The sequence below is a fragment of the Microbacterium sp. AK031 genome (genome assembly GCF_024807145.1).
Taxonomy (GTDB): domain Bacteria; phylum Actinomycetota; class Actinomycetes; order Actinomycetales; family Microbacteriaceae; genus Microbacterium.
Genome location: NZ_JANUCA010000001.1, coordinates 380,052 through 405,834, shown reverse-complemented (window position 1 = coordinate 405,834; position 25,783 = coordinate 380,052). Strand labels below are relative to the sequence as shown.

Genomic DNA, 25,783 nt, shown 5'->3' with positions numbered 1-25,783 from the left:
ATTCCGAGTTTAGGCGAGTGTGTTGTTCCACATGGTCAACGCCGAGCCGATCGCCATGTGCATGTCGAGGTACTGGTAGGTGCCGAGGCGTCCTCCGAAGTGAACGTCCTTCTCACCCTTCTGCAGCTCGCGATACGAGAGCAGTCCTTCGCGGTCTGCGGGCGTGTTGACCGGGTAGTACGGTTCGTCAGCCTTGTCCGCGAAGCGGGAGTACTCGCGCATGATGACCGTCTTGTCATCCGGGTAGATGTCCTTGCGCTCCGGGTGGAAGTGCTTGAACTCGTGTATCCGCGTGAACGGGACATCCATGTCCGGGTAGTTCATGACGGGAGTGCCCTGGAAGTCGCCGATGTTCAGCACCTCGCGTTCGAAGTCGAGCGTGCGCCAGCTGAGCTCGCCCTCGGCGTAGTCGAAGTAGCGGTCGACGGGACCGGTGTAGACGATCGGCACCTGTCCGACCAAGGCCTTGCGATTCAACGGCTGTGACTCGTCGAAGAAGTCGACGTCGAGCTTCACCTCAATGTTGGGGTGATCGGCCATCCGCTCCAGCCACGCGGTGTAGCCGTCGGCGGGCAGGCCCTCCCACGTGTCGCTGAAGTAACGGTTGTCGTAGTTGTAGCGCACAGGGAGGCGACTGACGATATCGCCGGAGAGCTTGTGCGGATCCGTCTGCCACTGCTTGGCGGTGTAGTCACGGAAGAACGCCTCGAACAGAGGGCGCCCGACGAGAGCGATGCCCTTCTCCTCGAAGTTCTGGGCCGACTTGACGTCGTACTCCCCCGCCTGCTCCTTGATGAGTGCGCGAGCCTCGTCGGGCGAGTACGCGGCCTGGAAGAACTGGTTGATCGTGCCGAGGTTCACCGGCATGGGGTACACGACGCTCTTGTGGTTCGTGTAGACCCGGTGCACGTAGTTCGTGAACGTCGTGAAGCGATTGACGTACTCCCAGACCGTCGCGTTCGAGGTGTGGAAGAGGTGCGCGCCGTAACGATGCACCTCGATCCCGGTCTCGGGATCCGCCTCGCTGTAGGCGTTCCCGCCGATGTGCGGGCGGCGTTCGATGACGGTGACCTTGCGGCCGGCATCCGCGGCGCGCTCAGCGATGGTGAGGCCGAAGAAACCCGAGCCTACGACGAAAAGATCCATGTTGCTGCTTTCTGCCCTTCAGGGCGTACTGGCGCTGCGCGCCCCTGTGATTGTACTGTGCGGCGCGAGGCCCGGGCCGTCACCATCGGAACCCTGAGGCCGTCAGCTTGTCACCCAGCATCGGTGCCAGAGTTCGGCCGTACGTCGCAGAGATGTGATTGTCGTCGATGAAGACGGCGACGTTTCCCACTTCTCCCGTGCACGTGTCATCCGGGCAGAGCCAGCGATTGAAGTCGACGAAGATGACTCGATCGGCGAGATGCTTGAGCTCTGACGTGTCGATTGCCGGGGGCGTCACGTCGCACGACTCATCGGACAGAGCGCATTCATACATGTCGAAATCGAACCGCGGATTGTCGCGGACGCCGATCACGGAGATGCCCTCGCGCTCCAGCGAGTCGACGACCTCCGATATCCCCTCGACCACGACTTCTTCAGCGTCCGGCCCAGCGCGGGTGACGACGAGATACACGGCGTCCGGCTTGAGATTTTTTGCATACTCGACGGCCGCTTGGCGCCACTCTTCGCACGGAACTCCATCGGCCGACCAAGACGGAGCGCCGATCCCGATCGGGCACCCTCCCTTGAGGAGCGCGGTGACCCCCCAATCCCTCTCTTCAGCTAGCACCTGAAGCGGTGCAGACAATTGTTGCGCGTGAGAGTCTCCCATCACCAGGATCTGGGGGCGATCTCGCTCGGCGACCATGTCGTTCTGCTGGCAGCTCCCTGCCAGGAGGGCGTCTCGCGGCGCGAAGGCTCCGGAACAATCGTCCCCGAATGAGACCCATTCGTCGCCCAAGGTCGTCGCCACCGGTTTCAGCGGCACGTCGATCGACTCCAGATCGATGGGATCGTCGACCTGAGCCGCTCCGGGGTACGCCGAGCCCGTCGCTTCAGCAACAGCGTCTTCGTGTATTTTCTGCGCCACCTGCCAGGACGCCAGCGGTACAGCCACGAGCAGCGCGGCGCATACGATGACGAGCAGCCCCGACCTCGGAGACCGGTCGAACACCGGTGCATTCCGCAGGGGATTCTCGACGAAACGTGAGATCAATCTTGCCAGCACCATGGACACGAGGATGATCGCCAATCCAGCGAACCATCCCGGTTCCGCCCTGCCGCTCGTGATCATCCAGGTGACGAGAATCGGCCAGTGCACGAGATACAGCGCGTATGCGTCGCGTCCTACGAAAGCGACGATCCGTGAGGAGAGCAGCCGCCCTGGCCCGCCACGAACATCCTCATCTCCGCCGATGATCACGAACGCCGTGCACACGACCGGCCACAGGGCGAGGTATCCGGGAAACCCACCCTGCACATCCAGCACGACGCCGCACATCACGATTCCCAGGACACCGGCCCAGCCCAGCACGACTCGCACCAACGCGGGGAGTCGAACGAATGGGAGCGCGATGGCCACGAGCGATCCGGCCGCGAACTCCCACAGCCGGGTCCGTGTATCGAAGTAGGCAAAGGACTGTGACGTATTCGTCTCGTATATCGAGAAGGCCAACGAGACCGCAAACACGAGGGTGAAAGCGATGAAGAGAGCGGGGACGATTAGCCGTCTGCGCGTTCGGAGAACAAAAGCGATCATCCCGATCAGCAGCGGCCACAGGAGGAAGACCTGACCTTGAACGGAAAGTGACCAGAAATGCTGGAACGGGCTAGGCGTCACCGCATCTCGGGCGTAGTAGTCAACTTCCGAGGAGGCCAACGCCCAGTTCTCGCTGTAGAACAAGCTCGCCCATGCCTCGCGCCACACACGGGGCCACTCGGTCTGCGGATACACAACAATCGCCGTCGCCAGGACGCCGACGATCGTCACGGCTGCCGCGGGGAGCAAGCGACGGAATCGACGTGCCCAGAATTGGCCAAGCCTCATCGGAGTCCCCGATTGCACTCGGCGAACAAAGGATGCTGTCAGGAAGAAGGACGAGATCATCAGAAAGACGTCAACGCCGCCTGACACTCGCCCCAGCCACACGTGGTACACGACGACCAGCAGGATCGCGAGGGCCCTGAGGCCGTCGATATCTGCGCGATACTTCATCGCCTTCGATCCGGCAGAAGCTTCGGCGATGCTCTGATCTGATTCTGTGGTCTGGAGCATAGGTCTCGACTCGCGTCTACGACTTCGGGTGCCGGTGATACGGGAACTGCAAGCTTATCCCCTCAAGCTGAGAAGCTCGTCCGCGGCAGCCTCGAGCTGCGGACGCATACCCTTGGCGAAGTCGAGGTTGAGATGATCCGCATCGAAATATACGGGGGTCTTACCGACGACCGCATAGCAGAGCTGGGCGTCGCAAAAGCTGTCGGTCACATCGAGCGCGCGGATGCTCGAGACGTCTGTTCGGGCATCGGCCTCCAGCACCGGATCCGGCGGCTGTGCCTCGGCTCGTGGACGTGCACACGTTTCCGGGTCCGACGGGTTGAACAAGACGCACTCGGGACTGCGAACCTCTGCGTTGAACGGCGGGTCGGCGATCGCGAGCACACGGGTGCCGTTCACGGCCCATGGTTCCCAGTAGGCCAGCATGCCCGCGACCATCTGATCATCCTTCGATGTGCCGTTGCCGTCAGCGAGCAGCTGTTGCCGCGATGCCATGGCAGTGAGCACGAGATCAGGCGAGTTCCCGAGGATCTCCTCATTAAGAGCATGCGACCAATCTCGGCAGCGTTCAATATCCGGCGGGCCCCACTCAGCCCGGAAGCCGACAAACTCGACGTCTGCCACTGGACAGCCGCCCATGTAACTCGTCGTCACGACCCAGCCTCTGTCTCGAGCGATGTCGAAGACAGCACCCTGCCACTGCTGTGCGTGCGAATCGCCTACCAGCCAAACCTCCAGCGCATCTTGCCGGCCGTCTGAGAAGTCACACCTGTGGGTCGTACGCGTGTCCCCGTAAGCCAGAATCGGCAAGAACTCGCCGCACTCTTCAGGAGCGATGTAGTAGGCATTTCGCGGCGTCATCACAACGTTGTCCGCCGGGCCGAAGGGATCGTCGCAGTCCGCCCCCGGCGCGGTCGCGGCCGGCCCCGCGCAAACATCTCGCTCGATGGCGGAGGCATCCTCCTGCGCGCCCAGGCGCGCCTGAGCGACGATGATGACGGCGCTGACGGCGATCGCGACGACTACCATGCCCGCCAGCATGCCGACCAACGCTGCGCGAGTCGATCGATGCCACGCACGCCAACGCTGTCCGTTGTCCTCGACGAGACGCTTGGTCACCGCGGCAAGCGCGAGAGAAGTCACGAGAACGGCGAGTTTCGAGAGTGTTGTCGCTTCGGAGCCGATGACGAAGGGTGCGACCACGATGAGCGGCCAGTGCCAGAGATAGAGCGAGTACGAGACGTTTCCCACCCACTGGATCGGACGAATCGTCGTCACTCTCGCATGCCAGAGCGTCACTTGATTACACCCGGCGGCTATCACGGCCGCGGTTCCCAGAACGGGGAGCGCTGCTGCATATCCGGGGAATGAAGTGGTCTGATCGTACGTGAACGCCGAGAACGCGATCGCCCCGAACCCGACAATGCTCAAGATATTCGCGCTCGACGGTGTAAGGCGGATCCGGCGCGCGAGGACGGCTACCGCACCACCAACGGCAAACTCCCATCCTCGAGTGAAGGTTGCAAAGTAGGCCTGCGAAGGAGAGGCGAGCGTGAAGACGATGCTTGCGATGCCTGACAGCAGACCGACCCCGAGGACCACAACGGCGATCGCGACCATCCATCGCCCTGTCCCCGACTGTCGGGGCCGCTTCCGCTCGATGCGCACCGCGATCGCTGTGGCTGCCAAGAGGAGTATCGGCCAGAAGATGTAGAACTGCTCTTCCACCGAGAGCGACCAATAGTGCTGGACCGCGCTGGCCGCGTCGTTCAACGCTGAATAGTTCACCGACATCGCGGCGAGGAACCAATTCTCGACATACCCCGCGCTGGCCGCGATCTCCCAGGCGTTACGCTCCCATCGCGGATACGGAAGTAAGATCACCACGAGCACGAGCGAAACGAGGAGCACGAGAAATGCTGCCGGGAGCAGACGACGGATGCGGCGGGCGTAGAAGGCGCCCAGACGTATGCTGCCACTGCGCGCCACCTCGCCGATGAGGTGGCCTGTGATCAGATACCCCGAGATCACGAAGAAGACGTCGACTCCGACGTAACCACCCGTGAGTCGCGTCGGCCAGAGATGGTTGAGTACCACCAACATGATCGCCAGCGCTCGGAGCGCCTGGATGTCGGTCCGGAAGACGCGCTCTCTCAGCGGTGCTTTCGAACGATCAGCGGTGACCTGCGCGCTCACTGAGCGAGATATTTCCGAAGCTGGGCTCGCCCGTCAACCGGTACGAACCCCGTGGCGATGACACGGGAGAGGTCGAGCACGCTGTTGCGCGGTCGTGGTGCGACCGTGTCTGTTGAGTCGGCGAAGTAGGTTTCCGTTGATACACCGGCCACTCGTGCGGCGTCATGTCCCCTGAGTGTGAATACGTCACGCGCAACGTCCGCCCAGGTCATCGTGTCGCCATCGGACGTGAAGTTGTATGTGCCATACTGCGGTCTTTCGGTAACGAGGTGGCGAATGAATCGCGCGATCTCGCTCGCGAAGCTGAGTCTGCCTTGCTGATCATCGACAATCTTGGGATCGACTCCGCGCTCCGCGAGTGAAGCCATCGTGCGAACGAAGTTCTTACCTTCGCCGATAACCCAGGAAGTACGGACGATGTAATGAGCGGATGCGGTGGCGACCGCGATGTCGCCCGCGGCCTTGCTCTGTCCATACACACCGAGCGGACTGAGGACATCGTCTTCTGTATACGGGCGCTCCGAGATCCCGTCAAATACGTAATCGCTGGACACATGCACCAGCGTGATTCCGAAATCCGACGCGATCCTCGCCAGGGCCCCGGGCCCCGTGGCGTTCACAGCCCAGGCGTCTCGGCGACCTTCAGCGGTCTCTGCCCCGTCCACGGCCGTGTACGCCGCAGCATTGATGATCACCGCGTAGTCCTTCCAGCGGCGTGACCCGTTCAGATCCGAACTGGCGATGTCGAGATCGGCGCGGGTGGCCCATTCGACATTCGTGGCGTCTGCGAACTCTTTGCGCAGAGCCTTCCCGAGTTGTCCGTCGGCTCCGACGACAAGCAGACGTGCCGGGGGAATCGGAGTCACATCGGAGAGGCGAGGATGCGCACGATCCTTGTCGGACAGCTCAGCCTCGGACAGCGGAATCGGCCAGTCGATCGCGGCCGTCTCATCGGCGAGATTGAGGAACGAGTACGACGCGTCCGGCGACCAATGGTCGTTGACCAGATATGTGTATGCGGTGTCGGACTCGAGCGTCTGGTACGAGTTCCCCACGCCTCTCGGTACGAAGATGGCCTTCGCAGGATCCAGTTCCGCTGTGAAGACGGTGCCGAACGTCGGGCCCTCACGTAGATCGACCCAGGCGCCGAAGACTCGACCAGTTGCGACGGAGACCCACTTGTCCCAGGGCTCGGCGTGGATACCTCGCGTCGTGCCGACGGCATCATTGAAGGAGACGTTGTTCTGCACTGGGCCGAAATCGGGCAACCCGAGCGCGGTCATCTTCTCCCGTTGCCAGTTCTCCTTGAACCAGCCGCGCGAGTCGCCGTGCACAGGAAGATCGAAGATCACCAGCCCGGGGATGGAGGTCTCCGTCGCGTCGAGCGCCTTGCCGAACTCAATCCTGCTCACTGGGTTCACTGACCTTTCGAAGCGTAGAACGCCTCAGTGGCGTCTTTGGCGGGCGCCCACCATGCCTGATTGTCGCGGTACCACTCGATCGTGGCTGCGAGGCCTGCGTCGAAATCAGCGAACCGCGGTGTCCAGCCAAGCTCAGTACGGAGTTTGGTCGAGTCGATCGCGTAGCGAAGGTCGTGCCCTGCGCGATCAGTGACATGGTCGTACGCGTCGCGGGGCTGTCCCATCTCCTGCAGGATCAGCTCGACGACTTGTTTGTTGTTCCGTTCGCCGTCCGCGCCGATCAGGTACGTCTCGCCGATTCTCCCCTTCTCGAGGATGGTCAGCACAGCCGAGGAATGGTCGTCCGCGTGAATCCAGTCGCGCACGTTCTCGCCCGCACCGTAGAGCTTGGGACGGATACCGAGTATCACGTTCGTGATCTGCCGCGGGATAAACTTCTCGATGTGCTGACGGGGCCCGTAGTTGTTCGAGCAGTTCGAGATCGTCGCCTGAACCCCGAAAGAACGCACCCACGCGCGGACGAGAAGGTCGCTGCCCGCTTTTGTCGACGAATAAGGCGAAGAAGGGTTGTAGGGAGTCTGCTCCGTGAATCGTTCGGAGTCATCGAGCGCGAGGTCGCCGTACACCTCGTCCGTCGAGATGTGATGGAACCGCGTGCCATGCTTCCGCGCCGCTTCCAGCAGCGTGTACGTACCGACGATGTTCGTATCGAGAAACGGTCGCGGGCTATGCAATGAGTTGTCGTTGTGAGATTCTGCGGCGTAATGCACCACCGCATCCGCCTCAGCCGTCAGCCGGTCAACGAGCGCGGAGTCGGTGATGTCGCCATGCACGAACCGGACACGTTCTCCTTCGACCCCGGCCAGAGACTCCCGATTCCCGGCGTATGTCAGCGCATCCAGCACTGTGACGTTGTGATCCGTGTTGTCAACGACGTGATGGACGAAATTCGAACCGATAAAACCGGCGCCGCCTGTGACTAGCAAGTTCGACATCATCGACCTCTCTCCAAAGTCTCAAGCAGGTACGTGCCATATCCCGATTTCACGAGATTCTCCGCGCGTTCGCGAAGCTCATCATCCGTGAGAAACCCGCGGCGCCACGCCACTTCCTCCGGAACACCGATGCGAAGCCCGGTCCGCCGTTCCATCGTGCGCACGTAGTCACCCGCATCCGACATCTGATCGAACGTCCCGGTGTCGAGCCATGCCGTTCCACGGGGCAGCACCTCGACATGCAGATCGCCGCGTTCGAGGTAAGCACGGTTGACATCAGTGATCTCGTACTCTCCACGCGCGCTCGGACGTAGATTTCGTGCAATTTCGACGACGTCGTTGTCATAGAAGTAAAGCCCCGGGACCGCGTAATTGCTCTTCGGGTGCTGCGGTTTCTCCTCCAGCGAGACCGCACGTCCTTCGCTGTCGAACTCCACCACTCCGTACGCATTCGGTTCAGCCACCCAGTAGGCGAACACCGCGCCGCCATCTACCTCTGTATAGCGCTTCAGCTGTGTGCCCAGGCCCGGCCCGTAGAGAAGGTTGTCGCCGAGCACCAGCGCCACCTTCTCGTCGCCGATGAAGTCCGAACCGATGACGAAAGCCTGGGCCAGGCCATCGGGCGAAGACTGCTGCGCGAATGTCAGATTGATCCCGAACTGCGATCCGTCGCCAAAGAGGCGTTCGAACTGCTCGGCATCGTGCGGGGTTGTGATGATCAGAATGTCTCGGATCCCGGCGAGCATCAACGTGGACAACGGGTAGTAGACCATCGGCTTGTCGTAGACGGGGATGAGTTGCTTCGAGATACCGAACGTGATCGGATGCAACCGCGTCCCCGAACCACCGGCGAGAATAATGCCCTTCACCCCCACATCGTGCCACATCGAGATGTGGATCTCGGACCAGAGATCCACATCTGTCACATTGACCACACTGGCATCATCGGTGTATTTCCGTCACAATGAGCAAGTGACCGGCTCAAAACTCCCACGTCTGCGCGCACTTGTTGCGACCGCAGCGTCAATCACGTTCGCCGTTTCATTGCTCATCGCCACTCCAGCGAGTGCAATCGACGGTGCAACAGCCTCGAGTGCGCAGCTGTCTTCGTCCTCATCCGCAGTCACGAGTTCCGCGTCAGGCATGGCGAGAACAGCGAATCTGAGCTTGTTCCGCGCAGGAAACATCATCTCTGACGCCGCCTTCTTCAACTCGTCGACGATGACCGCGGGCCAGATTGACACGTTCTTCCGTGGGAAAGTGGCATCGTGCCAGCCCGGGTATGTCTGTTTGAAGGACTACCGACAGAACACACCCAACCGTGCTGGCGACCAGTACTGCAACGGCTATAGCGGAGCAGGGAACGAGTCTGCCGCAACCATCATCTATAAGGTCGCGCTCTCCTGCGGGATCAACCCGCGGGTGTTCATCGTGATGCTCCAGAAGGAGCAGGGTCTCGTGACTCACACGTGGCCGAGCTCCTGGCGATATGACATGGCACTCGGTCAGGGATGCCCGGACACAGCTCCATGCGACCCGGCGTTCGCCGGATTCTTCTACCAGATCTATGGTGCCGGGCGACAGATGAAGATCTACACCGAGGGACGCTGGTTCACGTACTACGCACCCGGGAGGACCTCGAACATCCGCTACCACCCGAACTCTGCATGCGGTACCGCGCCGGTGTACGTCGAGAACGCGGCGACGGCGGCGCTCTATTACTACACTCCGTACCAGCCGAACGCCGCAGCTTTGCGTGCCGGCTACGGAGAAGGCGATGGTTGCTCGAGTTACGGGAACAGGAACTTCTTCCAGTACTTCTGGGATTGGTTCGGCAGCCCGCAAGGAACCACGGTATCGGGAGTGATCGCAGATGTGTGGAATGCGAACGGGGCAGGTTCGGGTTGGATCGGAGCGCCCACTGGGAGCATGCGCGGATGGACCACAGGCCCCGGTTGGTCGCAGCGGTTCGCCAATGCTGACATCTTCGTGAAAGCGGGCCAACCTGGGCACACAGTCACTGGGCCCATCCGCGCGGAGTACCGACTGGTGGGTGAGGTCGCGAGTGGGCTCGGCTGGCCGACTTCGGATCGCGTCGTGGTCGCCGGCGGCGCATATCAAGACTTCGAGGGCGGGCGCATCTACCAGCGATCCGATGGGCGCGCATTCGCTGTCGCCTCGCCTATGTTCACACTCCACGAATCCGTGGGCAATGTCTTCGGATCATACGGCTGGCCGACCAGTCGCGCGTATGCCGTTCCTGGTGGTTCAACTCAGACCTTTGACCGCGGTGCGGCGTATCAATCGACCACCGGCGTGTATCTCCTGAACGAAGTGTGGAACAACTGGCTCAAGGGAGCAGGCGGCACCGGCGGCGCGTACGGATTCCCGCTTTCCGGCGTCACTGACGCCGGTGACTCGACACAAAGGGTTCTGCTCTCGAAAGCTGTCGCGTATCGCAAGGGAACCGGTGTGACTATCGTCACTGAGCCCTTCCTGGCGGCTTTCGCGGCACAGAAATACGAGTCCGGAGCTCTCGGCCGCCCCACCTCTGCTGCCACCGCGATCCCCGGCGGCCGACTCCAAGAGTTCGCGGGCGGCAAGATCTACTCGTCGACTGCGGGCACATACGCGGTCACCGATTTCTCCGGTGCGCTCGCTGGAGCTGGCGGTACCCCGAAAGCTGGGTTCCCCGCAGGGCCAGCTCAGAGTTCCGGGTCTGCATCTTCGCAGCGCTTCACGAACATGACCTTCACATCAGGCAATGCCGGAGCGCAGATCGTGCGCGGAGCCATTAAGTCGAGGTTCGATTCGCTCAACGGCGCAACCAGCTTCCTCGGTGCCGCGAAGGGTCCCGAGCGCACGGTCGCGGACGGTTTTGTCCAAGAGTTCGACGGTGGACGAATCGTATGTGCACCTACCTCGCTCGTCGCGCTCAACGCGTCGACCGCTGCGGAGTGGGACAAGCTCGGCGGTCAATCTGGCAGGCTCGGATGGCCGGTCGGCACCAGCACTATCACCGACGGCGTCGGGCTACAGTCTTTCCAAGGCGGCCTTCTTATCACTGACAAGCAGGGAACAACCCACGCTGTCTTCGGCGCGACGCTCAGTGCCTTCCGGCATGCCGGCGGAGTAACGGTGCTGGGCGCCCCGATCGAGGCAGAACAATCATCAGGATCGGGCTACTCACAGAGATTCGAGAAGGGCGTCGTGTTCGTACCATTCTCGGGATCTGCCTCCGCTGTCGCACTTGAAACGCACGATGAGTATCTCCGCGGTGGGGAGCTCGCAGGTTTCGGATTCGCGACAGGACCAGCGATCCCAGTCGGAATCGGCAAGGCTCAGCCGTTCGAACTCGGGTCGATCGCGACGAGTCAGCTGGGAACATACGCCATTCGCGGAACGACGTGGCGGGTGTTCGCCGCCAACGGCGGATACAACGGACTGCTTTCGTTCCCCATGGAGAGCGAGGCGAAAGTCAAGGACGGGTACATTCAGCCGTTCGTCGGCGGCACCGTACACGTTTCGCCGTACGCCCTCGCCGTGACTCGGGGCGTACTCCAGCGCGAGTATTGGAAGCGCGGCGGTCCAGAGGGCGCCCTGGGTTGGCCGCTGGCCAACGAGACCAGTGCCAATGGGATCTGGCAGCAACGATTCCAGAACGGGACGATCTATCTGTACGCCAACGGCACAGTTGCGGTACGCTAACCGGCGCGCTGGATCTCGGCGTCGTTCCTGCACCGGATAGACTCGAATCACTATGACGCGCGCGCATGATGCCGTGCTGGTGATCGTGCCAGCCTGGAACGAGTCCCGAAATGTGGGGAAGACGGTCCGGGAGATTCTCGCGGTAGACGCCGGCTACCATGTCGCCGTCGTCGATGACGGCTCTGTCGACGATACCGCTCAAGTAGCAGACGAGGCGGGCGCTACTGTTCTCCGGTTGCCATTCAATCTCGGCGTCGGCGGAGCTATGAGAACAGGATTCACGTACGCACACCGGAAGGGCTATCGACGCGCGATCCAAGTCGACGCAGACGGGCAGCACAACCCCGCAGACATCGAGAAAGTCCTCGCCGGGTTGAATGATGCCGACATCTCTATAGGCGCGCGCTTCAGCGACGTCGGCGACTACGAAGTACGCGGCCCCAGACGCTGGGCGATGGTCGTCCTTGCACGCATCGTGTCCCGAGTCGCCAAGACTCGGCTGACCGACGTAACCAGCGGTTTTCGCGCGGCCAATGCCAAGGCGATCGCGCAGTACGTCTCGTACTATCCCTCCGAATACCTGGGCGACACGCTTGACTCACTTGTCGTCGCCTGCCATGCAGGCCTCACCGTTACCCAGGTTCCTGTGGCGATGCGCCCTCGCATGCACGGAAACCCAAGCCAGGGCCCGATCGGATCCACCGTTTACCTCGCGCGATCCGTGCTCGCACTGGGCCTCGCCCTGTTGAGAAGACCTCGGCGCCTTGCTCGTTCGGAGGACGCCGCATGACCATCGCCATCACGGGAGTTGTACTCGCCACCGTAATGCTCATCGTGGTGTTCGCGTTGCTCCTCAGCCGACGACTCCGCGAGAAGTATGCCGCACTCTGGATCGTCATCGCCTTTGCGATGCTGATTCTCGGTCTCTTCCCGCAGCTGCTGCTCGGCCTGACGTCGCTATTGGGAGTCGTACTCCCTGCCAATCTCCTGTTCGCGATGGCGATCCTGCTCCTCCTGGGTGTCGCCCTCCATCTCTCGTGGGAACTCTCCCAGGCTGAGGACGAGATCCGACGTGCTGCTGAAGAGATAGCGATCCTGCGCGCGGATCACAACGAGCTCTCCGCACGCGTGGCCGAGATCGGCGACGGAATATCAAGGGGGCCAGAGGACGAGTCGCTGCCGGGCGAAGACAAGCATGGCTGATGGCGCAACAGAGTCGCCCTCACCCGGCGGACTTCGTCATATATTGATCGCCACGGTCATCGCAGGGGCGATCGGCTACCTCATCCAGTTCGCGATTCCGATTCTCGCGCCCGATTCCTACTTGAGCTTTGCGACCACGTGGTCGGCAATCTACTTGGTCGTGACCTGCCTGTCCGGGCTGCAGCAAGAGCTCACGCGTGCTTCCCGATCCGAGGCCACCGGTTCGGGGTTTCGAACCTGGATCTCTTTCACTCTCATCACATCACTCGCGGCAACCACGATCGTCTTCGTCATCTTCAGCTTGAGCGGATCAACCCTCTTCCCCGCCGATGCAGGGCTTCTCATGAGTGCTATCGCGATGGCGGCATTCGGCTACTCTCTCGTCGCTGCACTCAGCGGGGCCGTGTACGGGTTGAAGGATTGGAATGCGGTCGCTGGGCTGACCATCGGTGATTCGGTCATTCGCTCCCTTACGATCGCGGTTGCACTGGTCGCCGGCGGGAGTGCCGTGCTACTCGGCTGGGCCGTCGCGGTCCCTTTTCTCCTGGCCGCCGTCGGCGTCTGGATTTGGGTCGGTCGGCGTATAAAGTTGCGACTTTCGGTCGACGTGGGCCTGCGTAGGCTCTTCCGGAACTCAGTGGCGACCGTTATCGCCTCGCTCTCCACCGGTGCGCTGATTAGCGGGCTTCCTCTGCTGCTGAAGGCGTTCGCGTCCGACGCTGGCCCCGAACTGCTCGCGTCGCTGATTCTCGCGTTGACTCTTACAAGGGCGCCTCTCGTCGTTCCGCTTCTAGCCCTCCAGGGATACCTGGTCGTATCATTCCGCGACCATCCGAATCATGTCTCATCCCGCGTGCTGCGGTGGGTGGCGCTGGTGATCGGAGGCGTGATCATCCTCGCAGGAATCGCAGCGTGGTTCGGGCCCACGCTGATGCGCTGGCTGTTCGCAGGGTTCGTGGTGCTGTCTCCGCTGGATCTGGCGCTCATTGTCGTGAGTGCGGGGCTCACGGGAGTGATGTGCATCACCGGTCCGGCTGTCCTCGCAGCGAATCGACACAAGTGGTACACGGCAGGCTGGGCTTCAAGTGCCGCCATCAGCATCGCGATGCTGCTGCTCCCCATCGACGCGCACCTGCGCATCATGGTTGCGCTCCTGGCCGGCCCGATCGTCGGCTCCATGGTTCATGTGCTGGCCATCCGATTCCGCTCGAACGTTCCCGCAACCGATAGCCGGCCGACGATCTGAATCAGCGGGCAGCCAACGCCCGCGCGAAGACCTCTCGAGTCTCGCGAGCAGTACGCTCCCAAGTGAACTCCGCCGCGCGCAGATATCCGGCTGCGCTCATCTCCTCCGGGAGAGCGGCGTCAGTCGAGACACGTGCAAGGAGATCGGCGAGAGCCTGATCGTCTTCTGGTTCGAAGAATCGTGCCGCATCGCCACCTACGAACCGGTGAACTTCGATATCGCTGAGCAACGCCGGCACGCCGGCACCCATCGACTCGAGTGCGGGCAGCGAGAACCCTTCTGCGAGCGATGGTATGGCGAGTGCTGTCGCAACGGAGTACAGGTGAGCCACTTCGGCATCATCAACCCACCCGCGAAGCTTCACCCATGAGCCCATCCCCAACGATTCCACCAGCGGGGCGAGCGGGTCTTCACCGCGTCCGCCGGTGATCACGATCTGAGGGCGCACATCCGCCGGAAGCAACGAAACGGCCCGAATCAGGGCACCCCAGTTCTTGTGCGGGCGTCGATTTCCCATGGCGAGAATGAGCGGCCCCTCGGAGCCCGCGAGCGATCGGTCAACACCTTTCGGAGCGGAACCAGCGAGCGGGATCACGTCGATACGTTCTCCATCGACTCGGAGGTATTTGGCGATCTCACGCTTGGAGGTCGGGCTGATGGTGATGACGCGCTCAGCATTCGCCGCGGCCTGCCTCTCCATCCACTTCACCGGAGCGGTGTAGAGCGGTGTGCTCATCAACTCAGGATGGCTCCAGTAGAGCATGTCGTGCATGGTGACGACGGTCGGCATACTTGTGCGTCGAGGGCCAAGGGTGGCGGGGGCATGAACGAGATCAGCACTCTCACGTTCGGCAGCTCTTGCTACTTGTGTGAGCTCTCCCCATGCCCAGGCGAATCGGTTCTCACCGCTGATCCCGGATCTCACGATTCTTCCGGGAAACCAGCTCAGATCGAGTTCCTCACCCTCAGCTGAGATGTATCCGACATACTCCCAGGCACCGGGTAGCGCGCCGAGCGCACGGTACAGCTCGCGGGTGTATGTCTCCATGCCGCCCTTCGTACCGGTGTGGGACAGCAGGTCAACGAATACACGGGGCACTGAACAAGCGTAATGCATGCACCCGAAGGCTCCGTTTTCTGCTGTTCAGCGGACTAACGCCGGACGATGCCGACGGATCCGCGCCATGGCAGGTCGCTCGATGACGACCCAGCTCACCCACGCGAGGGAAAACGTGATGAGGATCGCCACGAGGTCGTAGACGATCAGCCCGAGGACGCCAGCGCCGACTCCGACGCCGACGAGGGCCAAAAGCTGCTGAACCGGCCATGCGTAGATATAGAACCCGTAACTCACATCGTTAGTGGCAATCCAACTCGGCTGGCGGACCACGCTGGATAACCAGAGCAGTCCGTATGCGAGGAAGGGCGATGACACCTGTCCACCCCACCCTGGCAGCACCAGGATCATGAGCAGCGCGACAATCAAAGACGAAATGCCCAGAACCGTTTTGATCCCGTGACGCTCGATGAAGTAGTAGGCTACCGCTCCCCCGAGGAAGAACGGTGCGAGCTTCAGGAACAGGAGAAAGCTCCCGTCCAGCCCCGCAGCGACGACGACTGAGCTCAACGCGTGCGCGACGGTCACGATCACGAATGCAATCAATGCGAGGATCTCGTTTCGTCGGAACCACGCCAAGCTGCCCAATACCCAGACGACGATGTAGCAGAGGAACTCGTAGAACAGCGTCCACAACGACCCGTTCCACACTCCGGGATATGGCACATCGGACAGAGTCGAGCCGATCGTGTACTCATTCATATAGAGCGTGATATTGCTCCACACGAACTGAAGAGGCGTGACCGCGCTCGTCGCATACCCAGAGAGAGTCCCGTGCTCGAGCAGCGCCGCGATGGGTCCGAAGACGAAGGCAGTGACGATCAGGCAAACCAGGAATGCGGGGAAAATACGCACTACCCGATGCAGAAGGTAGTCACCCGCCTGAGTGCGCAAGCGTGAGCGTGTGATCAGGAATCCACTGATCACAAAGAATCCAGCGACTGCCCATCCACCAAGGTTCTCGCCCCGCACATGCGGGCCCTCCCCGTTCCCGGTCGTGTAGAACGAATGGGCCAACAGCACTATCCCGGCCAGGACGAGTCTGAACAGATTGAGGCTGTTCTCGCGGTACGGGAATGGCTCACCTTGGATCGCGGCGGCGAGCCTCACTTAAGCAGCTTCCGCTCCGCCATCTCACGCAGAGACTTCTCGTATTCATCGCCTTCGATCGGCTCGGTCAGCACCCATTCGGCGAACCGCTTGACCCCATCTGTGAAACGCATCGCAGGCACGAACCCCAGTACCTCACGGAGTTTGGTCGTGTCGGCGACGTTATGTCGAATATCGCCGAGCCTGTACTGGCCGGAGACCCTTACCGGAACCTCGATGCCGTAGGCGTCCTGCAAGGCCGCCACGACATCGAGCACCGTCGTCGCGACCCCTGAGCCCACATTGAATATCCCTCCCGCTGCCGCCGGCAGAATCGAGGCCAGGAATGTGGCTTCGACAACATCATCTATGTAGACGAAGTCACGGCTCTCGAGTCCATCCTCGAACACGTTGATCTCCTTGCCCTGACGAATCAGGGTCGAGAAGATCGAAAGAATTCCGGTGTACGGATTCTTCAAAGACTGGCCGGGCCCGTAAACATTCTGATACCGCACGGAAACGGCTTCTCTGCCCAATGTCGGCAGCACCGTCATCACGAGTGACTCCTGCATCTGCTTCGTGATCCCATACACGCTTGATGGGTGAAGCTTTGCGGTCTCGTCGGTCGGGATGAGAGTCAGTTCCTGCTCGCCAGGCACATGGACCTCGAAATCGCCCGCAGCCATATCGGCGTTTGCGCGATGCGCCGGATACACGGTACGCGCATCTTCAGTACGGTACGCGCCTTCCCCATAGATCGACCTCGACGAGGCGATCACAACGCGGCGCACGTCATTGTCATCGTTCGCCAGCAGGTCGAGCAGCTTGGCGGTACCGCCCACATTGGCCTCGACATACCGGTCGATCTCGTACATGGACTGGCCCGTACCGGTCTCCGCCGCGAGATGGATCACGATCGTGGCGCCCTCGAGTGCGCGACGAAGATCGTCGGTTGAGGTGACGCTGCCCTCGATAACCGTCGCGACGCCTTCGAGCGAGCGAAGCAGGGGGGAAGTATTGGCCGGATCGTGACCGTGAACTTGGGGAATGAGCGAATCGAGAACGGTGACAATGTGTCCGTCCGCAGCGAAACGAGCAGCGAGTCGCGAGCCGATGAAGCCCGCACCCCCTGTGATCAGCACGTGTTCGACCATGCGAACGCCTCCAGAACTCCAGCTCGACGCGACGTTCGCGCCGGGCGCGCCGCTCAGAGAGCGAAGATGTGCGCCAGAGTCGATTGTAGTCCAGCGCGATTTCCGTGCCTGAGGACACCCGGCAGTTCCGTCACAGCGTGCAGTCGCGACATCGTGCGCATCCGCGCGGTCCGCGCCGTCCGCGACCAGCCCTTGGCCTTCGCAAGTGCGACGGCCTGTCGGTAGTACGTGCGCTCGTCAGCGAAGCGTCGGCCATCCAGCAGCGTCTTCTGCGATGCGCTCGATCCGTGGCGCCGGTACGAGAAGACGACATCGGGGACGAACACGAGCGACCCATCGTCGAACGCGACGTCCATGAGCAGCGCGAGGTCCTGGATGATCGGCAGACCGTCGCGGAAGTCGATGCGCTTCAGCGTCTCGGTGCGGAACGTCAGCGAAGGCCAGTACAGCCAGTCGCCGCGGATGAGGCTCGTCGCCATTTCAGATCCGCGCAGGACAGCGATGCCGTCCACCGGCTTCGGGGCGAGCAATCGCTGTTTGACGTGGTCGACGAGTGGAAGGCCCTCGACGCCGTGCTCGTCGATCACCACGACACCGGGCTGGATGACGTCGGCGTCGGGGATGCGCACCATCGCGCGCTTGATCACACGCAGATACTCGGGATGCATGAGGTCGTCGCACCCGAGGATCGTGATGTACGGGCTCGACGCCCGGCGGATGGCCTCCCGATAGTTCTCGGTGATACCGAGGTTCACCTCGTTCCGCACATAAGTCACTCGCGGGTCGTCCAGAGCGGCGAAGTAAGCCGGAACGTTTTCATCCGGATAGCAGTCGTCGATGACGATCATCCGCCATTCCGGATCGGATTGTGCAAGGACCGAGGCGACTGTCTCGTAGAGCAGTTCCGGATCCCCCCAGAACGGGACGAATATTTCGTGTGTCATCTCACCAATCCACAAGCAATCACTTCGTACAGTCGCGCCCCGGCCTCCTCTGCCACGAGCCGCACGTACGGCGACCTCGATAGCTTCTCGACGCCTTCAAATCCGCCCTGATTGTCCATGAACGGCCCGCCGGCGAAGTCGAGGATGTAAGTGACGCCGGTCTCCTCCAGCGCCTCACAGAGAGACGGATCGTCAGCGTCGGTCGCGAAGCCGGTGTTGATCCTCTCAGCAGCGGAGGTCTCGTCCATGAGGAGGTGCGGCATCAACACTCGTCGTCCGCTCAGCGCATAGGCGAAGGAGGTTCCTGTCCAAGGATCGCCCGCGATGACAGCATCCTTCGGAGTATGCTCATCCAGTTCCAAGAGCAGGTCGTACTCCCCGACCGAGAGGATGGGACCATCCACTTCTCCATTCGGCCCGTATACGTACTCGATATCGGCCGCCGCCTGACGAACTGCAGCACCCTGAGTCAGCAGCAGGAGGACTACGCCGAGTGCGCCGAGTGCCGGCGCGCCCTGGAATCTCGACATGCCGAACCGCATCGTCTTCGAGCGACGACGTATCCATCGCGCGAGAACAGTAGCGCCGCTCGCTGCCAATGGCAAGGCTGCAATCGCCCAAATACTGGCCAGCCGTGGCGGGTTGTTGTACCAGGGACCGGACAGCCAAGTCCGCAGTATCTCAACCGGAGACCCAGCGACCACGATGTACAGCGCCGCGCCTACGATTCCCATACCGAGCGCGACACTCCGACCGTAGCTCGGGTGTCGTATGGCGGCGACCACGCCGATCAGACCGAGAACCGCGAGCATTGCAGCGACCGGATAGTTGAAAACTGCGGCCGATACGACCTCGCCGATCGCATTTGCAAGACTTCCCGAGACCGGCCAATAGATCTCTGTGGCCGGCGGTCGCAGGAACCTGAGTGTCAAGACACCAAGTGCGAGCAGGAACGCGGCGCCTGCGACGACACTGATTCGCGTGCGACGTGCGGGAAAGGCGCGCCACAGCCACCACCCCAACATGACGACAGCAGGAACGCTGAGTGCCAGCATCCCGAGCAATGCACCTGGATGCGCTACCGAGATCCCTGGGACGAGCAGCACCAGCAGGAGCACGAGATCATGTCGCCGTGGGCAGCGATGCGGTCGCGATGCCCTGATCATCGCCGCGATACCGACCGGAACAAGTGCAAGCCCGAGGAAGAGCGGGTACAGAGTTCCGTAGTGCAGCGGGAGATACGGGAACGCCGGAGTAGCAGCCGAAAGCACTCCCGCTACTACCGTGATGACCGCACTGGCACCGAACAATGTACGGGCCAGGACGATGAGGCTCAGCGGCCACACGAGCGCTGCGACGACGAGCACCAGTGCATTGCTGGCTGCCGGCACACCGGTGCCCGCGAGCTGCGCGATGAGCGAACCGACTGCGTGCCACCCGGACGGATAGAAGAGCAGATTGCCCGGTGCCGTCATCGATCCGACCCAGAACGGTGAAGCGTTCCCCGTGTCGAGCACGTACTGAATCGCGTTCAGGTGAAAGAAATTGTCGTAGCGTTGGGCAATCCGTGTCGGTTCCCCCATCCCGCGCGCGAGGATGAACCCGATCACCAACCCAGGCAGCGTGACGCCGATCGCCGCAGCCCACCGACGCGAGGGGCCCACGGGGCCCCGCCGGGTTCGAGGTGCGCGCACGCCTACCCATCGCTGCCACGCCACTGCCGCAACGACGGCGACGAGTGTGAGCCCTAGAACGGGCAACACAGTCCACGGCACGGACAGCCAGCCCCCGACGATCGAGGCAACTGTGATCAAAGAGACCGAAAGAGGTGCAGCGGCAGCCGCCAGCCACCAGCCTCGCAACCGCAACGCGAGTCCGAGCGCCAGACCGGGCAACCCGAGCAACGTCACGGTGAGCAGCAGTGTGGGAAGGAACGCGAACCAGTCGCCGAGAAGCTCCATCATCGAGGACTCACCGAGTCAGGCATCGGCGTCGACATGCGCAACGAGCGGGTTGAAGGTAATTCCCCGCAACCACTTCGCTAGCAATCTCGCGCGGAGGTCAAGTGGCACTCGTCCACGATGAAGGCTGACGAACAGGCGCGCTCCGAATTCCAAGAAGTTCAGGAAGCCGCGGTGGTGCAATTGCCAAGAGGCCTCGTTGCGCACGCCGTACGAGAATTTCCACAGGCTCTTACGATCCACCATCGCGAAGTTGACTCCACGGTTGTCACCCATGTCGTGCACGACGCGACTGTCCATCACCTGAACCCCAGGGCAACGCTCCGTCAGCCGCAGAGTATATTCACGGTCGTCGAACCAGATGAAGTACTCCGCATAGGGAAGCCCGTACTCTGCGATGGCCCAACGGGGAATCAGAACGGACACGAACGAACAGGCCGTGACCATGACGTTATTCTGTCCCTTGACCAGCAATCGCGCCCAGTCCCAGGTAGGGACGGGGTTGTTCATCTCGCAGATACTCCCGTCGGTGAACTCGACGACCGAGCATGCGAACGGCACATCCGCGCCGAGTTCCTCGACCGCGCCTTCGAAGCCGGAGATCAACGTGGCAAGAGCGTCCGTCTTCGGATAGCAGTCGTCATCCATGATCCAGACGTGGTCCGCGCCGGACGCATAACCACGCAGCATCCCCTCAGAGAACCCACCTGCCCCGCCGGAGTTCTCCGTCATCGTGACTACTTTCAGCGGAACCGTCGAGGTCAACGCTGCGAGATAGTCCGCAGTGCCGTCGGTGGACGCGTTGTCGATGACGAAGAGAGTCTCGACAGGGTGGCTCTGCGCCTCGATCGACGCGATAACTGTCTTCAGCTTTTCCAGCCGGTTGAATGTGACGACGATCGCCGCAACGCTCACCACGAGCCCACCTCTTTCTCGAACCATGCACTCGCAGATGGGTTCGCCAGCAACTTCTTCTCGGCCTTTCGCTCGACCCGCCACAGACGCTCTCTCGCAGCTTCATCGTCTGCGTATCGCTCGACGATGTCGGCGAGTCCGCGTGCGGCTGCGTGGGCGTATCGCGGCACGAGAGCCTCGCGCGGCACTATGTCACTCTGGGCTCCGACATCCGTTGAAATGACGGGAACCCCGTGAGCGATCGCTTCGAGCGTCGTCAGCGTAAGTCCCTCGTTGTGCGACGAGATGACGAGCAAATGTGCCTCATCAAGGGTCTCGGCGACAGGGGTCTTCGAGGTGCGACGTATGATCTCCGCGGTGAGCCCTGCCGACTCGATGACATCGTCGAACCACGTGTTGAGGTCGCCGTCGCCGTGCAGGATGAAGCGTATCGGTCGACCCGACCGCTTGAGCTTCTGCGCCATGGCGACGAACACCTCAGGCGCTTTCTGCCGTACAAGCCTGCCGATGAAGACGACGGTGAATGGCTCATGACCGCGAGAGCGGAAGCGTGCTTCTTTGACAGATACCGTGAGGCCTCCGAGCGGGGCCATTACGACACGGTCGGCCGGGATCTTCTGAATTTCGGTCATCCACTCAGCAAGACTCGGCGAGATGACGTGATGAATGCTGACCGCATCCGAGACCCGCACGCTACTCAGCGGATATCCCCCGCCGCGATGCTCCACGATGTGCGTGCTGTCGATGATGGGGATGCTCGGGCGCGAACGCGCGACCCAATGCAGACGATCGTACAACCACTGATTGTGATGGACGACCACTCCCCGCACATCGAAGGTGCGCAGGATTCCTCGGAGAACTTGCTCGGTCCCCGGTGTCTGCGACTCCACCGTCGGTTCGGAGAACGGAATAACAAGCGCACCCTCGAGTTCCGGCCGGGCAATCCACGGATGCTGTGAATCCTTGTTCGTGAGCACGATCGGGAGGAATCCGGCCTCGCGAACGAGACGCACCGACTCGAAGGCCCAGAGTTCCGCGCCTCCGAGCTCGAACCAATGAAGGCCGAGGATCACGGCTCTAGGCGCACCCTTCTCGGCCGGCATCGCTGGAACGATCGTCGAGTCTTCGTGCAGTCCCCCCGCCTGGAACTCTTCCTCGTACCGGCGCCGCGGTGCCGCTGTGGATATACGACGCCGATGACGCAGAAGTACGAGATCGCGCAAATCGTCGTAGATGAGCGGCGCCGCAGACTTCACCCGACGCGCGACGCGCCCGATGAGGTCTGATCTCGGTGGGCGGTAAGGATCCTGGGACAGGACTTTGTCGGGCGTGATGATCAGGTGACGGGTGTCGCTCCCCACGAGCGCCTCTGCCGTGGCCTCCGCCGCCGCCGACGGGCGCGCCTCTGGTGAGACAAGGCTCTCCAGCCGAAATGACGCGATGCGGCGGCGGAAGTCGCGCGAGAGTCCGTCGAATGTGGCGTCGTCTGTGGTGTGCGGCGTTGACTCCTCATCGCTGTCGTACAGATGAACGGTCAAAGTGCGCCCCGGTGCCATGAGGGCGTGAAAGTTGAGTGCGCCGACCAGCAGCTTGCGCTCGCGAGGCGAAAGATCATGCGCAGTGCGCGGGTTCACGAATCGGAACAGCGCAGGTTGATCAAGTACTTCGTGGAGTGTCACCGATGCATTGTGCTTTCAGACGAGATGGACGCGCGTAAACCTAGGGGAGCCTACCAGCGGACCTTCAGGAAAAGCTGGGATCCGAGTTGTCCATGGCTCTACGGCCAACCGCCACGTCTCATCGATGCCCCAGCGTCGACCTCGTATGATTGCTGAGGCGCTCGAACTGACCGAGCGTGGATGAAGGGTGGCGATGCTGTGCACAAATCTCGCACAGACGATGACCTGGGACTAGCGGTTCCCGGCGCTAACAATGGTCTTCTGGAGGTCTTTCGCCAGCGATACCTGCTCGCGCTCATTGTTCGCAAAGAAGTGCAGATCCGCTATCGCGGCTCGATCTTCGGATGGCTGTGGTCGTACGTCAAGCCGTTAGTGCAGTTCGTCGTATTCTTCGTCGCAATCGGTGTGTTCCTAGGCATGAACGGGCGTGTCGATTACTTCCCGCTCTATCTGCTCTCTGGCATCACCGTCGTGACGTTCTTCAATGAGGCCTTCTCCAACGGCACGCGTTCGCTGGTCGACAACGCCGCTCTCATCAAGAAGATCTATCTTCCACGCGAGATGTTCCCCGTCGGAAGCATGCTCATCGCCGCAGTCAATGCCGTTCCGCAGATCATCGTCGTGATCGCGATCTCCCTCTTTTTCGGTTGGGCACCGAACCTGCTCTCGATCGCTGCGATCGTCCTCGCCCTGGTCATCGTCGCCGTGCTCGCCAGCGGCCTCGGGCTGCTCTTCGGCGCAGTCAACGTGACCTTCCGCGACGCGCAGAGCTTTGTCGAGATCATCGTCATGGTCGCCGTATGGGCATCACCCGTGATGTACGTCTGGACCCAGGTCGCGGAGGCAGTGCCTGACTGGCTATTCGTGCTGTATCGGCTCAATCCGATAACGGCAGCCGTCGAGCTCTTTCACTATGGGATCTGGCTGCCGCTCGACCCCAAGGACGCGACGATCATCCCAGACATGTGGCTGTTTGCAGCGATCGCGTTGGTCACGTCCGCTCTTGCGCTGGTCATCGGCCAGCTCGTTTTCCGCCGACTGGAGGGTCGTTTTGCCCAGGATCTCTGATGGCTCACGAGCGCCACGGATCGTCATCGACGATGTGCACAAGAACTTCAAGTTGCGGCATACTCACTCCATCAAGGAGACGGCGCTTGCAGCGCTTCGACGCAAGCCGCTCACGACCGACTTCCACGCGCTCGATGGTGTTTCCTTCGCAGTCGAAGAAGGCGAGTCCATAGCATTGCTCGGCATGAACGGCTCTGGCAAGTCAACGATGCTGAAGCTCATCTCGGGCGTGCTCACTCCGGACCGCGGCCGTGTGCGGACCCGAGGACGAGTCGCCGGCCTTATCGAGGTCGGGGCAGGATTCCATCCGGACCTGTCCGGACGCGAGAACATCTTTCTCAACGCTGCGATTCTCGGCATGAGCAAGAAGGAGACCGAGTCACGCTATGAGGAAATCGTCGCATTCAGCGAGATCGAACAGTTCATCGACACGGAGGTCAAGCACTACTCCTCCGGCATGTTCCTTCGCCTCGCGTTCTCCGTTGCGATCCACACCGAAATGGACATACTGCTCATCGATGAGATCCTCTCTGTAGGCGACGAACCTTTTCAGAAGAAGTGCATCGCTCGCGTACGTCAACTGCATGAGCAGGGAAAGACTCTCGTGGTGGTCAGCCATGACCTGAACATGGTGTCGAACCTGTGTGATCGAGGTGTTCTGCTTCGACACGGCAAGTTGCAATTCGATGGTGACAGCCATACAGCCGTCGAACTCATGCGCGCGTAACTCACAGTTCGGAGTGCAACGCCCACACTCTCTCGGCCGAACTCGCCCACGAGAACGCCCGCGCCCGGTCCCCCGCGAGCACCCGCAGTCGCGCAGCACCGGCACCGACGGCATCCGTCAGCGCATCGGGAAGCTCCGCCGATGAGACCAGCGCACCCCCCTCGGCGATGACGTCCCGATGCACACCGCTGTCGACGGCGATGAGCGGCACGCTCAGCGACATCGCCTCCATCGCCCGCCACGGCCACGCCGACAGGCTGCTCGTGACGACGAGGGCAGCTGCGCCGTCCAGCAGAGCCGCACGATCCTCAGACGAGAGCCTCCCGCGAATGTGCGCGCGTCGCTCGGGCAGCCCGACAGCGGACGCGATCTCTGCGAGCCGCGGCTCAGCGCCGTCGGCGGCGTCTATCACGACAGCATCGACATCAGCGGCGGCGGCAGCTCGGAAACCGTGCTCGAGACTCTCCGCCGAGCCGGTGAGCACCACATAGCGCTCTGGCAGCGACAGCGCGGTCCGTCGTTCCGCAGCGTCGGACGGCACCGCGAACCTTTCCGGCGCCGCGCCTGCGATCACGCGCACCCTGTCCCCCAGCTTGGCGAACGACGTGATCCGCTCTGCCATCGCGTGAGCGGGAACGACCACGACATCCGCATGTCTGGCTGCGCGACGCAGCATCCCGCGCTGCCAGCCGACTGCGCTCTTCGACAGCAGCTCGGGTACTTCCCACGCGCGCAGATCCCACACGGTGACGGCGACCTGGTCATCGTCATGCAGACGATCATGCTTCACCAGCGGCGCCATCAGCGTCGGCGCATGGATGAGTCCGCCGCCCACTCCGGGAACGATTCCCAGCTGCCACGACCCGGCGAGCTCGCGTCGCGCAAGCGGAAGCACGCGGGTTCCGGCGAGTCCAGGCAGATCGGCCGCTCCCCCGGCAGGAACGATCGCCTCGACCGTGCACCCCGACGGCGTCGTGGCGATCAGCCCTCTGGCCAGATCCAGTGAGGCCGCTGCCTGATCCGGATCGATGACCTGCGTGATCTGGTCGAGAACGACACGCAACTGGGCACCCATATCCAAAGAATAACCGCGGCTGAGAG

The 25,783-nt window shown here is 61.9% G+C and carries 20 protein-coding genes; 6 read left to right on the top strand and 14 right to left on the bottom strand.

Annotation, left to right across the window (positions count from 1 at the left end; translation table 11 throughout):
- Nucleotides 1-9 precede the first annotated feature (9 nt).
- The 6 genes from glf to rfbA all read right to left on the bottom strand — a co-directional run bounded on the left by glf (nt 10) and on the right by rfbA (nt 8,740).
- A complete protein-coding gene (glf, locus tag HDC95_RS01850) occupies nt 10-1,146 on the bottom strand; it encodes a UDP-galactopyranose mutase (RefSeq protein ID WP_259061477.1) in 1,137 nt (378 codons plus the stop codon).
- 79 nt (nt 1,147-1,225) lie between these two features.
- Nucleotides 1,226-3,259 carry an acyltransferase family protein gene (locus HDC95_RS01845; protein WP_259061476.1) on the bottom strand — a complete coding sequence of 678 codons (2,034 nt, stop codon included), beginning with the start codon at nt 3,257-3,259 and terminating at the stop codon, nt 1,226-1,228.
- 54 nt (nt 3,260-3,313) lie between these two features.
- Nucleotides 3,314-5,455 carry an acyltransferase family protein gene (locus tag HDC95_RS01840; protein WP_259061475.1) on the bottom strand — a complete coding sequence of 714 codons (2,142 nt, stop codon included), beginning with the start codon at nt 5,453-5,455 and terminating at the stop codon, nt 3,314-3,316.
- Complete coding sequence (locus tag HDC95_RS01835) at nt 5,452-6,867, bottom strand: bifunctional dTDP-4-dehydrorhamnose 3,5-epimerase family protein/NAD(P)-dependent oxidoreductase (RefSeq protein ID WP_259061474.1); 1,416 nt, start codon at nt 6,865-6,867, stop codon at nt 5,452-5,454. The genes HDC95_RS01840 and HDC95_RS01835 overlap by 4 nt, the downstream gene beginning before the upstream one ends.
- A 5-nt stretch (nt 6,868-6,872) precedes the next feature.
- Nucleotides 6,873-7,871 (bottom strand): dTDP-glucose 4,6-dehydratase, encoded by a 999-nt coding sequence (gene rfbB / locus HDC95_RS01830; RefSeq protein WP_259062192.1) that lies wholly within the window; start codon nt 7,869-7,871, stop codon nt 6,873-6,875.
- Nucleotides 7,871-8,740: a glucose-1-phosphate thymidylyltransferase RfbA gene (rfbA, locus tag HDC95_RS01825; RefSeq protein ID WP_259062191.1), complete on the bottom strand. Its 870-nt coding sequence runs from the start codon at nt 8,738-8,740 to the stop codon at nt 7,871-7,873. Before rfbA ends, rfbB begins: the two co-directional genes overlap by 1 nt.
- 274 nt (nt 8,741-9,014) lie before the next feature.
- On the opposite strand from rfbA, the gene HDC95_RS01820 reads away from it, so the two are divergent.
- The 4 genes from HDC95_RS01820 to HDC95_RS01805 are packed head-to-tail and all read left to right on the top strand — an operon-like array spanning nt 9,015 to nt 14,028.
- Nucleotides 9,015-11,579, top strand: a complete 2,565-nt coding sequence (locus HDC95_RS01820) for an LGFP repeat-containing protein (RefSeq protein WP_259061473.1) — start codon at nt 9,015-9,017, stop codon at nt 11,577-11,579.
- Nucleotides 11,580-11,631: 52 nt separating this feature from the next.
- Nucleotides 11,632-12,369 carry a glycosyltransferase family 2 protein gene (locus HDC95_RS01815; protein WP_259061472.1) on the top strand — a complete coding sequence of 246 codons (738 nt, stop codon included), beginning with the start codon at nt 11,632-11,634 and terminating at the stop codon, nt 12,367-12,369.
- On the top strand, nt 12,366-12,782 hold the full coding sequence (locus HDC95_RS01810; protein ID WP_259061471.1) for a DUF2304 domain-containing protein: 417 nt from the start codon (nt 12,366-12,368) through the stop codon (nt 12,780-12,782). The genes HDC95_RS01815 and HDC95_RS01810 overlap by 4 nt, the downstream gene beginning before the upstream one ends.
- Complete coding sequence (locus tag HDC95_RS01805) at nt 12,775-14,028, top strand: hypothetical protein (protein ID WP_259061470.1); 1,254 nt, start codon at nt 12,775-12,777, stop codon at nt 14,026-14,028. The genes HDC95_RS01810 and HDC95_RS01805 overlap by 8 nt, the downstream gene beginning before the upstream one ends.
- A 1-nt stretch (nt 14,029) precedes the next feature.
- Here HDC95_RS01805 and HDC95_RS01800 read toward each other — a convergent pair whose 3' ends face one another.
- The 7 genes from HDC95_RS01800 to HDC95_RS01770 are packed head-to-tail and all read right to left on the bottom strand — an operon-like array spanning nt 14,030 to nt 22,887.
- Nucleotides 14,030-15,127, bottom strand: a complete 1,098-nt coding sequence (locus tag HDC95_RS01800) for a glycosyltransferase family 1 protein (protein ID WP_259061469.1) — start codon at nt 15,125-15,127, stop codon at nt 14,030-14,032.
- Between the two features lie 45 nt (nt 15,128-15,172).
- Complete coding sequence (locus HDC95_RS01795; RefSeq protein WP_259061468.1) at nt 15,173-16,255, bottom strand: acyltransferase; 1,083 nt, start codon at nt 16,253-16,255, stop codon at nt 15,173-15,175.
- Nucleotides 16,252-17,388, bottom strand: coding sequence for an NAD(P)-dependent oxidoreductase (locus HDC95_RS01790; RefSeq protein ID WP_259061467.1), 1,137 nt, complete (start codon nt 17,386-17,388; stop codon nt 16,252-16,254). The genes HDC95_RS01795 and HDC95_RS01790 overlap by 4 nt, the downstream gene beginning before the upstream one ends.
- A gap of 53 nt (nt 17,389-17,441) precedes the next feature.
- Nucleotides 17,442-18,332, bottom strand: a complete 891-nt coding sequence (locus HDC95_RS01785) for a glycosyltransferase family 2 protein (RefSeq protein WP_259061466.1) — start codon at nt 18,330-18,332, stop codon at nt 17,442-17,444.
- Complete coding sequence (locus HDC95_RS01780; protein ID WP_259061465.1) at nt 18,329-20,296, bottom strand: DUF6541 family protein; 1,968 nt, start codon at nt 20,294-20,296, stop codon at nt 18,329-18,331. The genes HDC95_RS01785 and HDC95_RS01780 overlap by 4 nt, the downstream gene beginning before the upstream one ends.
- 15 nt (nt 20,297-20,311) lie before the next feature.
- Nucleotides 20,312-21,211, bottom strand: a complete 900-nt coding sequence (locus HDC95_RS01775) for a glycosyltransferase family 2 protein (RefSeq protein WP_259061464.1) — start codon at nt 21,209-21,211, stop codon at nt 20,312-20,314.
- The gene (locus HDC95_RS01770; RefSeq protein WP_259061463.1) at nt 21,205-22,887 is read right to left on the bottom strand and encodes a glycosyltransferase; all 1,683 of its coding nucleotides are present in this window, start codon (nt 22,885-22,887) and stop codon (nt 21,205-21,207) included. The genes HDC95_RS01775 and HDC95_RS01770 overlap by 7 nt, the downstream gene beginning before the upstream one ends.
- A 180-nt stretch (nt 22,888-23,067) precedes the next feature.
- Here HDC95_RS01770 and HDC95_RS01765 point away from each other — a divergent pair, with 180 nt between their 5' ends.
- Nucleotides 23,068-23,955 carry an ABC transporter permease gene (locus HDC95_RS01765; protein ID WP_259061462.1) on the top strand — a complete coding sequence of 296 codons (888 nt, stop codon included), beginning with the start codon at nt 23,068-23,070 and terminating at the stop codon, nt 23,953-23,955.
- Complete coding sequence (locus tag HDC95_RS01760; protein WP_259061461.1) at nt 23,939-24,682, top strand: ABC transporter ATP-binding protein; 744 nt, start codon at nt 23,939-23,941, stop codon at nt 24,680-24,682. The genes HDC95_RS01765 and HDC95_RS01760 overlap by 17 nt, the downstream gene beginning before the upstream one ends.
- Before the next feature lies 1 nt (nt 24,683).
- Here HDC95_RS01760 and HDC95_RS01755 read toward each other — a convergent pair whose 3' ends face one another.
- On the bottom strand, nt 24,684-25,757 hold the full coding sequence (locus HDC95_RS01755; RefSeq protein ID WP_259061460.1) for a glycosyltransferase: 1,074 nt from the start codon (nt 25,755-25,757) through the stop codon (nt 24,684-24,686).
- Nucleotides 25,758-25,783: the final 26 nt, after the last annotated feature.

Coding starts and splice junctions, on each gene's coding strand:
- glf (WP_259061477.1), bottom strand. CDS start 1,146: ATGGATCTTTTCGTCGTAGGCTCGGGTTTCTTCGGCCTCACCATCGCT.
- HDC95_RS01845 (WP_259061476.1), bottom strand. CDS start 3,259: ATGCTCCAGACCACAGAATCAGATCAGAGCATCGCCGAAGCTTCTGCC.
- rfbB (WP_259062192.1), bottom strand. CDS start 7,871: ATGTCGAACTTGCTAGTCACAGGCGGCGCCGGTTTTATCGGTTCGAAT.
- HDC95_RS01820 (WP_259061473.1), top strand. CDS start 9,015: ATGGCGAGAACAGCGAATCTGAGCTTGTTCCGCGCAGGAAACATCATC.
- HDC95_RS01815 (WP_259061472.1), top strand. CDS start 11,632: ATGACGCGCGCGCATGATGCCGTGCTGGTGATCGTGCCAGCCTGGAAC.
- HDC95_RS01810 (WP_259061471.1), top strand. CDS start 12,366: ATGACCATCGCCATCACGGGAGTTGTACTCGCCACCGTAATGCTCATC.
- HDC95_RS01805 (WP_259061470.1), top strand. CDS start 12,775: ATGGCTGATGGCGCAACAGAGTCGCCCTCACCCGGCGGACTTCGTCAT.
- HDC95_RS01790 (WP_259061467.1), bottom strand. CDS start 17,388: ATGGTCGAACACGTGCTGATCACAGGGGGTGCGGGCTTCATCGGCTCG.
- HDC95_RS01785 (WP_259061466.1), bottom strand. CDS start 18,332: ATGACACACGAAATATTCGTCCCGTTCTGGGGGGATCCGGAACTGCTC.
- HDC95_RS01780 (WP_259061465.1), bottom strand. CDS start 20,296: ATGATGGAGCTTCTCGGCGACTGGTTCGCGTTCCTTCCCACACTGCTG.
- HDC95_RS01765 (WP_259061462.1), top strand. CDS start 23,068: ATGAAGGGTGGCGATGCTGTGCACAAATCTCGCACAGACGATGACCTG.
- HDC95_RS01755 (WP_259061460.1), bottom strand. CDS start 25,757: ATGGGTGCCCAGTTGCGTGTCGTTCTCGACCAGATCACGCAGGTCATC.